14 protein-coding genes and 3 tRNA genes are annotated in these 12592 nt (G+C 52.0%); 10 read left to right on the top strand and 7 right to left on the bottom strand.

The window, feature by feature from the left end; genetic code table 11:
* The first annotated feature begins 300 nt into the window (after window positions 1-300).
* Both LRM19_RS11640 and bglJ read left to right on the top strand, forming a co-directional pair.
* Complete coding sequence (locus LRM19_RS11640; protein WP_115876514.1) at window positions 301-1038, top strand: helix-turn-helix transcriptional regulator; 738 nt, start codon at window positions 301-303, stop codon at window positions 1036-1038.
* Window positions 1035-1670, top strand: a complete 636-nt coding sequence (bglJ, locus tag LRM19_RS11635; protein ID WP_115876511.1) for a DNA-binding transcriptional activator BglJ — start codon at window positions 1035-1037, stop codon at window positions 1668-1670. Before LRM19_RS11640 ends, bglJ begins: the two co-directional genes overlap by 4 nt.
* 38 nt (window positions 1671-1708) lie before the next feature.
* On the opposite strand, the gene LRM19_RS11630 is transcribed toward bglJ, so the two are convergent.
* Window positions 1709-2167 (bottom strand): YbaK/EbsC family protein, encoded by a 459-nt coding sequence (locus LRM19_RS11630; RefSeq protein WP_115876508.1) that lies wholly within the window; start codon window positions 2165-2167, stop codon window positions 1709-1711.
* Window positions 2168-2495: 328 nt separating this feature from the next.
* On the opposite strand from LRM19_RS11630, the gene LRM19_RS11625 reads away from it, so the two are divergent.
* Window positions 2496-3842, top strand: a complete 1347-nt coding sequence (locus LRM19_RS11625; RefSeq protein ID WP_115876505.1) for a PTS sugar transporter subunit IIC — start codon at window positions 2496-2498, stop codon at window positions 3840-3842.
* A gap of 127 nt (window positions 3843-3969) precedes the next feature.
* On the opposite strand, the gene fhuF is transcribed toward LRM19_RS11625, so the two are convergent.
* Both fhuF and LRM19_RS11615 read right to left on the bottom strand, forming a co-directional pair.
* Window positions 3970-4758, bottom strand: coding sequence for a siderophore-iron reductase FhuF (gene fhuF / locus LRM19_RS11620; protein WP_271368908.1), 789 nt, complete (start codon window positions 4756-4758; stop codon window positions 3970-3972).
* 95 nt (window positions 4759-4853) lie between these two features.
* Complete coding sequence (locus LRM19_RS11615) at window positions 4854-5918, bottom strand: GGDEF domain-containing protein (protein WP_029740020.1); 1065 nt, start codon at window positions 5916-5918, stop codon at window positions 4854-4856.
* A gap of 215 nt (window positions 5919-6133) precedes the next feature.
* Between LRM19_RS11615 and LRM19_RS11610 the strand changes: the two genes are divergently transcribed.
* Entirely contained in the window at window positions 6134-6403 is a 270-nt protein-coding gene (locus LRM19_RS11610) for a DUF1435 domain-containing protein (RefSeq protein WP_206529377.1), read from the top strand.
* Between the two features lie 41 nt (window positions 6404-6444).
* Here the strand turns inward: LRM19_RS11610 and LRM19_RS11605 are convergent.
* The 4 genes from LRM19_RS11605 to rsmC all read right to left on the bottom strand — a co-directional run bounded on the left by LRM19_RS11605 (window position 6445) and on the right by rsmC (window position 7966).
* Window positions 6445-6530, bottom strand: a tRNA-Leu gene (locus LRM19_RS11605).
* 33 nt (window positions 6531-6563) lie between these two features.
* Window positions 6564-6650 (bottom strand) — tRNA-Leu (locus tag LRM19_RS11600).
* 28 nt (window positions 6651-6678) lie between these two features.
* A tRNA-Leu gene (locus LRM19_RS11595) sits at window positions 6679-6765 on the bottom strand.
* Between the two features lie 172 nt (window positions 6766-6937).
* Complete coding sequence (rsmC, locus tag LRM19_RS11590) at window positions 6938-7966, bottom strand: 16S rRNA (guanine(1207)-N(2))-methyltransferase RsmC (RefSeq protein ID WP_271368906.1); 1029 nt, start codon at window positions 7964-7966, stop codon at window positions 6938-6940.
* A 102-nt stretch (window positions 7967-8068) separates the two neighbouring features.
* On the opposite strand from rsmC, the gene LRM19_RS11585 reads away from it, so the two are divergent.
* From LRM19_RS11585 to LRM19_RS11560, 6 genes are all read left to right on the top strand, one after another.
* The gene (locus tag LRM19_RS11585; protein WP_008502079.1) at window positions 8069-8482 is read left to right on the top strand and encodes a DNA polymerase III subunit psi; all 414 of its coding nucleotides are present in this window, start codon (window positions 8069-8071) and stop codon (window positions 8480-8482) included.
* Entirely contained in the window at window positions 8451-8894 is a 444-nt protein-coding gene (gene rimI / locus LRM19_RS11580; protein WP_111964094.1) for a ribosomal protein S18-alanine N-acetyltransferase, read from the top strand. Before LRM19_RS11585 ends, rimI begins: the two co-directional genes overlap by 32 nt.
* A gap of 19 nt (window positions 8895-8913) precedes the next feature.
* Window positions 8914-9591 (top strand): pyrimidine 5'-nucleotidase, encoded by a 678-nt coding sequence (gene yjjG / locus LRM19_RS11575; RefSeq protein ID WP_271368903.1) that lies wholly within the window; start codon window positions 8914-8916, stop codon window positions 9589-9591.
* A gap of 91 nt (window positions 9592-9682) precedes the next feature.
* Complete coding sequence (gene prfC, locus LRM19_RS11570; RefSeq protein ID WP_127729550.1) at window positions 9683-11272, top strand: peptide chain release factor 3; 1590 nt, start codon at window positions 9683-9685, stop codon at window positions 11270-11272.
* Between the two features lie 299 nt (window positions 11273-11571).
* Window positions 11572-12189, top strand: coding sequence for a molecular chaperone OsmY (gene osmY / locus LRM19_RS11565; protein ID WP_039260909.1), 618 nt, complete (start codon window positions 11572-11574; stop codon window positions 12187-12189).
* A 127-nt stretch (window positions 12190-12316) separates the two neighbouring features.
* Complete coding sequence (locus tag LRM19_RS11560) at window positions 12317-12478, top strand: DUF1328 domain-containing protein (protein ID WP_003856556.1); 162 nt, start codon at window positions 12317-12319, stop codon at window positions 12476-12478.
* The last annotated feature ends 114 nt before the right edge of the window (window positions 12479-12592 follow it).

Below are 12592 nucleotides of genomic sequence, written 5' to 3'. Positions count from 1 at the left end.
TGCCGTCCCTTAGTGCGGAAGAGGTTGGTATTAATTTATCATTTTCATGAATAATTAATATTGAAAGATAAGTTATTTATATTTAGTTATTCTAATTTTATATTGTAGTTATTTTAATGGCACTGCAATTAAATTTTGTTTCGCTTTGTGAGATATTAGTGCTGTTTAGGCATTTCTTATACTAAGAATACATCTCATCTTCTACTTGTATTAACCTGCATTGCACTCAGGGACAAAAATACTCATACGTTGATGCGTTTTAACGTTACTCATCAAATGAAGAATGGACACGGAGGGTCTATGTTGTCTTTGCACGGTAAGCATAGCGTTATCATCAGCCGGATACCTGTGATGCAAAACGGGTTAGGGGGCGTGATGACTCGCCATTTCCCCGATTTTGAATTGACCTATTGCAACTCATTGCAGGAGTTAACGCTGCTCCAGCTACGCCGCGCTGACGTTATCATTGCCGACATTTCAGGCGAATACTGGAATCCTCGAGGGGCGCTTGAAGAGTATTTCAGTTTATTGAATCAATACCGGAATATTCACTGGATCTTTTTAGTTTCGCGGCCACTTAACCCTATTGCCGTTGAGTTACTTGTGCGCCCTGAAAGTACGTTGCTTTCTGATATGGAACCCATTGAAGGCCTGGTTAACGCTGTACGGGCAGGTCGCGAACGCGCAGAGCGAGTAAGCCAGATGTTGTTAACCCCGGAACCTCTAAGTTCAGAGGAGGAAAACGAACATGTTATCGCGCTCACGCACTCCGAACGCAAGGTATTGAGACTGTTAGGTAAAGGATGGGGGATCAACCAAATCGCCACATTGCTCAAGAAGAGCAATAAAACCATCAGTGCGCAGAAAAACAGTGCGATGCGACGACTTTCATTACGCAGTAACGCCGATATGTACGCCTGGATAAACAGTACACAGGGAATGCGAGAGCTGAGTTTGATGTCAGCCTATGGAGAGTTCGAAGAATGGAAAAAACCGATTCAACAAGCCATATTGCCATCGTCGAAAATTGCACGATGAGTGCTGTTGGGCTAAAGCATCTTTTTGCGATGCCCGGCCTGAATCATTACCAACTGCATCTGTTTAGTGAATTTGACAGTTTTAAGAAAGCACTTCAGCACGTCAATTTTTTCTCGCTGATCTATTCATATTCCGATGCGCGGGAAGAGCGTCGTAGCTGCCTGGCGCACCTGCGGGATTTTGCGTTTACGCATGGTCATATCCAGCGCATCATCCTGGTCGCTGACGAGATGGAAGCAAGATTAATTAGCTATCTTTCCCCGTCACGCCTTCACGGTGTGGTTAGTAAATCGCTGACGCTTGAGCTCCTGCAGAAGGAACTCATGGTGTTGTTGAGTGAAACCTTGTGCATCAATGACAATATGATGAATCACTGGTACCGGAGTCAAAGCAGAATGTTAAGCCCAACGGAAAGGGCAATATTGCGTTATATGTCTTGCGGGTATTCCATTCCTCAAATCGCGGCACGGCTTGAACGCAATATTAAGACCATCCGGGCGCATAAGTTTAATGCGATGGTGAAGCTGGGGGTGAACTCTGACGTAGGGTTGCTCGATGCGGCAGATATTATTACCCACCTTTCGGCAAGAGAACCGCGAAGTCCGACGCTTAGCAAGCCGACCTTTTTATAACCTGCCTGTTGCGCGCCAGACAGGCTCTGGCGCATCAATCAGATGCAAACATCCACCCATTTTGCGGAAGTCAGCTCTGCCATTCTGTCAGGTGAGATACGCACAGCGCTGTGAATTGCGCCTGCGGCGGGCAGCACTTCGGCGTACTGCTTTAACGAGACATCGCAGTAAACCGCGAGCGGGTTTTCCAGGCCAAACGGGCACACGCCCCCAACGGGGTGACCGGTTATGGTCACCACTTCATCACTGCTGAGCATGCGCGCTTTTGCACCAAAGGTGTCTTTCAGCTTTTTGTTATCCAGACGCGCATCGCCTTTCGCTACCACCAGAATCACCTCATTTTTCACCTTTAGTGACAAGGTCTTGGCGATTTGTCCCGGTTCCACACGGTGGGCGGCAGCAGCCAACGCAACGGTAGCGGTACTCTGGCTAAGTTCAATGACGTCTATATCCGGCGCGTTGTCGGCAAAAAACTGCTGTACAGACTGCAAACTCATTGTTTCCTCCTGACAAATATCCTGCGTAATCTGTCATAAGAATTTATGCTCTGTAAATATCTCTTCAGTAACAAATATACCGAACGGCTGATTTCTGGATCCTCTTCACAATCACGGAAACCGGTTACAGTAACCGGTTGCAGAGCGTGATGCGTCGATTAATACTGAGTACGTAACGTCCCCTGTATCTAATAATAAGAGCAAATTATGAAACCATTCCGTCTTAGCAGTACTACTGGTACACAAGCCAGCAAGGTTGTGAAGGTGATTTATGGAACAACGTGCGGCGCAAATGTGCCCGTAACAAACGTCTGACAGGAGATCTGCCATGTCTGCCAACCATGCTGCGTTTAACCTAATATTCCGTTTTGTTGAAAATTACGTCAGCCCGATTGCCGGGCGGATCTCTTCCCAGCGTCATGTGATGGCCATTCGTGATGGGTTCATCTCCGCGATGCCATTCATGATTGTGGGTTCATTTTTGTTAGTGTTCGCATACCCGCCATTTTCGCCTGATACCACCTGGAGTTTCGCCCGCGCCTGGCTGGATATGGCGAAGCAGTTTGAAGGTCAGATCCTGACGCCGTTTGATATGACGATGGGCATTATGTCCATTTATATCTGTGCGGCCATTGCCTATAACCTTGGCAAACACTATGTCAAATCGCACCAGTTAGACCCGTTTATGTGCGCCATGCTGTCGCTGATGGCATTTCTGCTGGTCGCGGCACCGAAAACCAAAGGCACGCTGCCTGTCGACAGCCTGGGTGGAACGGGGATTTTTACCGCGATTCTGGTGGCGATCTACTGCGTTGAGATGATGCGTTTCCTCAAGGCGCACAACATCGGTATTCGCCTGCCAGACCAAGTACCTCCGATGATCAAAAACTCTTTTGATCTGCTCATCCCTGTGCTGGTGGTAGTCTTGACGCTTTACCCTCTGAGCCTGGTCATTCAGTCTCAGTTCGGCATGCTGATCCCGCAGGCCATTATGTCGGTCTTTAAACCTCTTGTTTCCGCAGCGGATTCCCTGCCTGCGATCCTGCTGGCCGTGTTGATTGGTCATCTGCTGTGGTTCGCCGGGATCCACGGAGCCGCCATCGTCTCCGGGATGCTTCAGATGTTCTGGCTCACGAACCTCGGCGCGAACCAGACCGCTCTGGCCGCCAGCCAGCCTCTGCCGCATATTTTTATGGAGGCGTTCTGGACGTTCTTTATCGTGATTGGCGGGTCGGGCGCCACGATGGGGCTGGTGATTTGCTATCTGCGTAGCCGTTCAGCGCATTTACGCTCTATCGGGCGTTTGAGCGTGGTACCCAGCTTCTTTAACATCAATGAACCTGTCATTTTCGGTACGCCGATTGTGATGAACCCGGTGTTCTTTATTCCGTTCCTGCTGGCACCGATGGTAAATGCCGTGCTGGCCTGGGCGGCGATGACGTTTGACCTGATTGGACGCGTCATCTCAGTAGTCCCCTGGACAGCACCGGCGCCAATAGGTGCAGCGTGGGCTCTGGGCTGGGATTTCCGCGCGGCTATTCTGGTTGTGGTTCTTGCCTGCGTATCGGCAATCATCTACTTCCCGTTCTTCAAAGTATACGAGAAACAGCTGCTGGAGCAGGAAGCGGAAGAAGCGCAGCGTAACGCGGAAGAGGACAATCAGCAGGTGGCATAGGTAAAAACAAAACGGCAACGCATGTTGCCGTTTTTAGTGGTTATTCCCTCTCCTTGTGTGAGAGGGTTTAGGCCGGGCCCGGTTTTGTAGGCCCGGTAAGCAAAGCGCCACCGGGCAATTCACTGCTCTACTTCAGCGTACAGTCCCCACACTGCTTAACGTCCGGCAGGCGATAGCGCTGGCAGCAGGTGCGGCGAACCAGAAGCCCATCACGGAGCACGACGGTGCGGAATAGCGGGTTGTCACGGCCATCGGAAAGCTGTTTTGCAAAGAAACAGGACTGACGCAGGGCATCAACATTCTCATCACCAAGCAGAGGCTTCATTTCCGTTAAATACCAGTGGATTAAATAGCCCGTATTGCTCCAGATAAGCTTTGCGTTAATCTCTCCCGTCGCTTCAAGCACTTCCACCACCGGGATCAGGGCCTGGATGATAAGCTGCTCCATACGTTCCTGAGCCGTCAGGCGTTCAGCGTTCTGGTCTTCGTGGAGATCAATCCAGAAACAGGCCGCACGCCCGGTTTCGTGGAACTCGACGTGGAAATTATCCGGCGAGAGTTCCAGCATGCTCTTCTGGGTTAACAGCGCCAGCATGAGGGGGGGCACCATCAGCCCGATATACCACTGCGCCCATAGAGAGAGCAGGGGTTTATTTTCCCGCGTAAGGGTGGGCTGATTGCGATAGATATGGTCGGAATAGGTAGCCAGCAGAGACTGCAGTTTTGTCGGGTGACGCCACTCTGAGAGCGTCATGGCGTGATTCGGGTGCGCTTCATCAAGCCGGATGAAGTCCAGCAGGTGGGCGCGCGTCTCCGCAATCTTATCCCGTATGGCATCCGCAAGCGAAACATTCCCGCTGGTGAGGGGCGCTCGCCAGAGGAGTGGTTCGACGATGTGTGCGGTATGCGTAGCCATAGTATAGATAGAAATCTAAATGATAATGATTGCCAATCCTAACTATTGCTTATACCAATGGCAAGACTTTTGTCCGGGTGACATCGTCGTGATGTTTAAGCCGTCTGCAGCTCTTCACTCAGCAGAATGTTATTGCGCCCCATATGCTTGGCTTCATAGAGGGCTTTGTCCGCTTTTTCCAGCGCGCCTTCTACGTCTTCATCCTCGAAAATGGCAATACCAATGCTGATGGTGACGTTTGTCGCGACGCTCTCGTTAAACAGATGCGGGATTTTCAAATCGTAGACTTTCTGACGGATCCGCTCGGCCGTCTGGCGAGCATGTTCGAGAGAAATATTCGTCAACAGCACCATAAACTCTTCCCCGCCAAAACGGGCCACAATATCGCGGGAACGCACGGCGTCACGGATTGCCGCAGAGACACGCTTCAGCGCCTGGTCACCCATCATATGGCCATAATGGTCGTTATAGGCTTTGAAGTGATCGATATCCATCAGCAGGACAAAATGTTCGCCATTTTCAACCGTCGGCAGATTCTCGAGACGGCTTTGCAGACCGCGACGATTATAAAGCCCGGTAAGCGGGTCCATCATGCTGAGATCGGTAAGGGTTTCTCGCTCTTCCAGAAGACGTGAGAGCAGCTCCTGAGCAAAACGGTCGTTACGTGTTTGCAAAATGTTATGAATAGCAATTGCCACCACAGGAAGTGCGAAAGAATAGGTCATTCTCAGCCATATATCGTGATCGCTTAACCACAGGCAGACAATAAACGTAGGCAGTGAATGCAGCGTAAAGGCTTTGATATTACTGGCGAATGCCAGCGTTCCGATAAAAAGCACCGTTAATAGGGCGATTAACAAATACGTCGCGTGATCGTGGGTAATTAAGGCGAATTTAGACACAATTTGCCAGGCCCACAAAATACCGAATATCCCTGAAACAACAGGAATATTTATCTTCCGCGCGCGCTTTCTCCAGTGCCAGACGAACAGGCCGGTGCTGATGGAGAAAATAGCAATAAGTGGGGCAGATAACAGGCGTACAGAATTGAGCGGATTTGTTACCGAGAACACTGCCGAGGTTGCGTTCAGAAATAAAAATAAACGTAACGACAATTGATATTTTCTGTGAACCAAAGACCGCCAGGATTGTGATGTCATAGTCGTGCGTTTTTATTAAAATTTAATTAAAACAAATAAGTAGGTGCTGTATCGCAATAAAATATGAAAAAAACTCAAAGAGTAATTATCAGAAAATCTTTAGATGTTGTTAACAGGTGTGCAATTTATCACCTTAGGCAATTCCTGTCATTACGGGAAAGGTAAAGGACGATGGATTTTGATTCATTCAGCTGACAAATGATAATCCGTGTCATATGATATTGGTTATCATTATCGCTTTGAGAGGGCAGAGCATGTTGAACAGGGCGCTTGGCAGTGGTTGGGGGGTATTGCTACCGGGAGCCATTCTCGGCGGGTTGACGTTTGCCGATCTCTCCCTTGATACATGGAAAGCGATCATTGTGTCAGGACTGTTAGTCACGTCAGGCATGATCTGGCATAAGCAACTGCGCCACTTTGTTTTACTACCATCATGTGTAGCACTGGTCAGTGGAATTCTGGTGATACTGATGAGCTTGAAATAACAGGGAAAAGAAGAGGAACTACAGAAGGGATGTAAGATAATTGGTGCGAGGGGGGGGACTCGAACCCCCACATCCTAAGGACACTAACACCTGAAGCTAGCGCGTCTACCAATTCCGCCACCTTCGCACAGTCATCTTACTATTGTTGATATCGCCTCGTTGGTGCGAGGGGGGGGACTCGAACCCCCACATCCGTAAGGACACTAACACCTGAAGCTAGCGCGTCTACCAATTCCGCCACCTTCGCCCAGTGCGAGCAATATCATTGTGATTTATGGTGCGAGGGGGGGGACTCGAACCCCCACATCCGTAAGGACACTAACACCTGAAGCTAGCGCGTCTACCAATTCCGCCACCTTCGCATACCATCGATACTGTAAAAGTATCGTAACCACGGAGGCGCATTCTAGATGTTTTCAGCTTTACGTCAACAGAAAAGTGCGCGCGACGCCTTGATTGCTGCAAAAATGGCCGATGCAGGCGCCATGCGGAGCCGGATGGTGCTTGCACTTATCCGGCCTGCATGAGTGGAGATTACTTTTTGGCCTGACGCGTCATCACGGTACGGTAGACCTTAAAGCGGCCGGTCTGGGCGATCACTTCGTGGAAACCGAAGGTTTCGTCAAGCACTTTCGGGTACGCCAGGAAGGCGTTCGCGACAATACGCAGCTCACCGCCGCTGTTGAGGTGACGGACCGCGCCACGGATCAGCGTTTGCGCGGCTTCCAGGCTGGTCTCCATACCGTCGTGGAACGGCGGGTTAGAGATGATCATGTCGAAGCGACCGGTGACGTCGGAGAAGACGTTGCTGGCAATCACCTCGCCTTCAATACCGTTTGCGGCAAGCGTTGCGCGGCTGGCTTCTACCGCCGGAGCGCTCACGTCACACAGGGTTAAGCGCACTTTTGGTGAATGGCTGGCGAGCACGGTAGAGAGCACGCCCGCACCGCATCCTACGTCCAGCACTTTGCCTTTGGTGTGCGGCGTCAGGGTGGAGAGCAACAGCTTGCTACCCGTATCCAGCGCGTCGCGGCTGAACACGCCCGGCAGGGTTTTGATGGTCAGGCCGTCAAGCTGGTACTCGTCCCAGTAAGCCTGCGCATCAAACGTTGTCTGTTTTTCCAGACGGCCATGGTAGAGACCACAGCGGCGAGCGCTGTCGACTTTATTCAACGGCGCGTAGCCTTCCAGCATCTGTTCAGCGCTACGCACGCCGCTGCGGTTTTCACCGACCACGAAAATATCGCAGCCGACCGGCAGCAGGGAGAGCAGGTTCATCAGCTGGAACTGGGCCTCAGGTTTATTCTTCGGCCAGTAGTAGATCAGCGTATCGCATTCGGCAATATCGCTCTGCTCTGCCACCAGGCTAAAGCGCGCGCGCTCGCCCATCTGGCGGCTCAGCACCTGCCAGTGGTGGTAGTATTGGGTATGGGCACGGCTTTCAGCACAGTCGAAACGCGCAGGCAGGTCATCCTGCATATCTCCGGCAAACAGAATACGGCTTTCTTCGAAATCATCACTGTGACGCAGCAAGACTTCACTTGCCGGGGTAAATGCAGACATGAATTGTTCCTCAATAAACTCAGGCGGGGATTATAGTAGGTAGATGGCGCACTTTCGACACATTTGCTATATTTGCGCGCCTGAGAGACAGGAGTTTTCCCTATGACATCCCGACGAGACTGGCAGTTGCAGCAGCTGGGCATTACCCAGTGGGCTTTGCGTCGCCCGACGGCGTTGCAGGGCGAAATCGCCATCTCCATCCCGGCGCACGTTCGTCTGGTGATGGTGGCAGAAGAACTGCCTGCCCTGAATGACCCCCTGATCGGTGATGTCCTTCGCAGCCTGAAGCTGACGGCCGACCAGGTTTTACCGCTGACGCCAGAGCGTGTCGCGATGCTGCCTCCTGATAGCCGCTGTAACAGCTGGCGTATCGGAGAGGCAAATGAGATCTCTCTTCAGGGGAGCCAGATCTGCTCGCCAGCGCTGGACGAACTGAAAGCCAACCCAAAAGCGCGCAGCGCGCTATGGCAACAAATCTGCGAATATGAACACGATTTCTTCCCTCACGACGCCTGACCTGTCCACCGCGTTCGCGATTGAAACACGCGCCCACGCGTTTCCGTGGAGCGAAAAAACTTTCGCCAGCAATCAGGGCGAACGGTATCTGAACTACCGCCTGGACGTTGACGGCACCATGGCCGCTTTCGCGATCACGCAGGTTGTTCTTGATGAAGCGACGCTGTTTAATATCGCGGTTGATCCCGCGTTTCAGCGCCGTGGGCTGGGAAGAGAACTGCTTGAGCACCTCATCCGTGAGCTCGAAACCCGTGACGTTTTCACCCTGTGGCTGGAGGTGCGCGCGTCGAATGTCGCCGCCATCGCGCTCTATCAAAGCTTAGGCTTTAACGAGGCGACAATCCGCCGTAACTACTACCCCACCGCAGAGGGACGTGAAGACGCCATTATCATGGCTCTGCCGATTGGATAACGAATATAAGGTTGTAACGATGAAATGGGACTGGATTTTCTTTGATGCCGACGAAACGCTGTTTACGTTTGATTCGTTCGGCGGCCTGCAGCGGATGTTTCTCGACTATAGCGTGACCTTCACCGCTGAAGATTTTCAGGACTATCAGGCGGTAAATAAGCCGCTGTGGGTGGATTACCAGAACGGTGCCATCACCGCGTTACAGCTTCAGCACCAGCGCTTTGACGTCTGGGCGGAACGCTTAAAGGTCAGTCCGGGGACGCTGAACGATGCGTTCCTGAACGCGATGGCCGATATCTGTGCGCCGCTGCCGGGCGCGGTTTCCCTGCTGAATGCGTTGAAAGGCAAGGTGAAACTGGGGATCATCACCAACGGTTTTACCGCCCTGCAGCAGATCCGCCTTGAGCGCACCGGCCTGCGCGATCATTTCGACGCGCTGGTGATCTCGGAAGAGGTTGGCGTGCCGAAGCCGGATCCGCGTATTTTCGATTATGCGCTGGCGCAGGCCGGAAATCCCGACCGCGATCGCGTCCTTATGGTGGGTGATACGGCAGAGTCAGATATCCTGGGCGGCATCAAGTCAGGTCTGTCGACCGTGTGGCTCAACGCGCATGGCCGCGTGAAGCCTGAAGGCATCGAGCCGACCTGGACCGTGACGTCGTTGAACGAACTGGAGCAACTCCTGTGTAAACAATGATTGCCTGCCCCCCGTTGATGGGTAAAATAGCCGCAATTTTGTATTCCATGATGCGTGGCGTGCTGCCGCGCTTATAAAAGAAGATTTAATTATGACGTTGTCTCCTTATCTGCAAGAGGTGGCCAAGCGCCGCACTTTTGCCATTATCTCTCACCCGGATGCCGGTAAAACGACCATCACCGAGAAGGTGTTGCTGTTCGGACAGGCGATCCAGACTGCGGGTACCGTGAAAGGCCGTGGCTCCAGCCAGCATGCAAAATCCGACTGGATGGAGATGGAAAAGCAGCGTGGTATTTCGATTACCACCTCCGTGATGCAGTTCCCGTATCACGACTGCCTGGTGAACCTGCTGGACACCCCGGGCCACGAAGACTTCTCCGAAGATACCTACCGTACCCTGACGGCAGTGGACTGCTGTCTGATGGTGATCGACGCCGCGAAAGGTGTAGAAGACAGGACCCGTAAGCTGATGGAAGTCACCCGTCTGCGCGATACGCCGATCCTCACCTTTATGAACAAGCTCGACCGTGACATCCGCGATCCGATGGAGCTGATGGATGAAGTAGAAAACGAGCTGAAGATCGCCTGTGCGCCAATCACCTGGCCAATTGGCTGCGGTAAGCTGTTCAAAGGGGTGTATCACCTCTATAAAGACGAAACTTACCTGTATCAGACCGGTAAAGGCCACACCATTCAGGAAGTGCGCATTGTTAAAGGTCTGGACAACCCGGATCTGGACGCGGCGGTTGGCGAAGAGCTGGCCGCGCAGCTGCGCGAGGAGCTGGAGCTGGTCAAGGGCGCGTCTCACGAATTCGACAAAGAGCTGTTCCTGAGCGGCGAAATTACCCCGGTCTTCTTCGGTACCGCACTGGGTAACTTCGGCGTTGACCACATGCTCGACGGCCTGGTGGAGTGGGCGCCGCAGCCGATGCCGCGCAAAACCGACACCCGTGAAGTGGAAGCAAAAGAAGAGAAATTCACCGGCTTCGTATTTAAGATTCAGGCCAACATGGACCCGAAACACCGTGACCGCGTGGCCTTTATGCGCGTGGTGTCCGGTAAGTATGAAAAGGGCATGAAGCTGCGCCAGGTGCGTATCGGGAAAGACGTTGTCATCTCCGACGCGCTGACCTTTATGGCGGGTGACCGTTCGCACGTTGAAGAGGCCTATCCGGGCGACATCATCGGGCTGCACAACCACGGCACCATCCAGATCGGTGATACCTTCACCCAGGGCGAAATGATGAAGTTCACCGGTATTCCGAACTTCGCGCCGGAGCTGTTCCGTCGCATTCGTCTGCGCGATCCGCTGAAGCAGAAACAGCTGTTGAAAGGCCTGGTCCAGCTTTCCGAAGAGGGCGCCGTGCAGGTCTTCCGCCCAATCGCGAACAACGATCTGATCGTTGGCGCGGTCGGCGTGCTGCAGTTTGACGTGGTCGTTGCGCGTCTGAAGAGCGAGTACAACGTGGAGGCGATTTACGAATCGGTGAACGTCGCGACTGCGCGCTGGGTTGAGTGTTCTGACGTGAAGAAATTCGAAGAATTTAAGCGTAAGAATGAAGTTCAGCTGGCGCTGGATGGTGGCGATAACCTGACCTATATCGCGCCAACGATGGTGAACCTGAACCTGACGCAGGAACGTTACCCTGACGTTCAGTTCCGTAAAACCCGCGAGCACTAATCCCCTCTCTGAGCACGGCTCCCGCCGTGCTCTTCTTTAATTCCTGTCTTATTAATCCCTTGCGGAATGTTCTTAATTCAACGCAATTTCACGCTATTCGCGCGTTTTTTGCCCAATTCTGAAAGCGGCTCTGTGAGAGTGATCTATATTTAACTCAGTGTTTAACACCGGGCGTGGATAAATTAACTGTTCAATGCATGACTTTAGGTTATCCATTTTGCCCGCGTGTTTATTCGCAATATATAAAACTACTAAGGAAGTATGCAGCCCGAATAACGGGTCAACACAGGAATAGATCGATGAATATGACAAGACTGAAGATTTCTAAAACTCTGCTGGCTGTAACTCTGGGTAGCGTTCTGGTGAGCGGCTCCGCCCTGGCGGAAAGCAGCACCATGGATAAAGCACAATCCACGGCCGATAACGCAGGGCAAAAAATCGATAGCTCTATGAATAAAGTCGGCAACTTCATGGATGACAGCTCAATCACAGCAAAAGTGAAAGCCGCACTGGTGGATGATGAAGCCATTAAGAGCACCGACATTTCCGTTAAGACCGACAAGAAAGTGGTCACGCTGAGCGGCTTTGTCGAAAGCCAGGCTCAGGCTGAACAGGCGGTGAAAGTGGCGAAAGGCGTCGAAGGTGTCGCATCCGTCAGCGATAAGCTGCACGTACGTGACGGCAAAAACGCGTCGGTGAAAGGTTATGCCGGTGATGCAGCCACCACCAGCGAAATCAAAGCTAAACTTTTAGCGGATGACATCGTGCCGTCCCGTAAGGTGAAAGTAGAAACCACCGATGGCGTGGTTCAGCTTTCCGGTACGGTAGATTCGCAGGCGCAAAGTGAACGTGCCGAGTCCATCGCGAAAGCGATTGACGGTGTGAAAAGCGTTAAAAACGATCTGAAAACGAAGTAAATCTTGACCATTCGCCCGTCTGGCTAACACCAGCGGGCGAAATAAGAACGACTCTGGAAAAACGCCGGTGAGTGACCTGAGCGCTCACGTTTAGCGGCCGACATTAACTATGGTAAAGGAGAAGCTTATGTTTCGTTGGGGCATTATATTTCTGGTTATCGCGTTAATTGCCGCCGCATTGGGCTTTGGTGGACTGGCAGGTACAGCGGCATGGGCAGCTAAAATTGTCTTCGTTGTGGGTATTATTCTGTTCCTGGTCAGCCTGTTTACGGGACGTCGACGTCCGTAGCAAACGCAATATTCCTTCAACAAAATAAAGCCAGTCACTGTGACTGGCTTTTTCTTATTTGCGGAACAGGTCGGGTGCGTTACTGTGGTGTTATAAAATAATCAAAACAGGAAA

The sequence above is a fragment of the Enterobacter sp. PI-10 genome, from assembly GCF_027947695.1.
GTDB classification, from domain to species: Bacteria; Pseudomonadota; Gammaproteobacteria; order Enterobacterales; family Enterobacteriaceae; genus Enterobacter; species Enterobacter vonholyi.
This window is presented reverse-complemented; position numbering and strand designations above follow the sequence as displayed.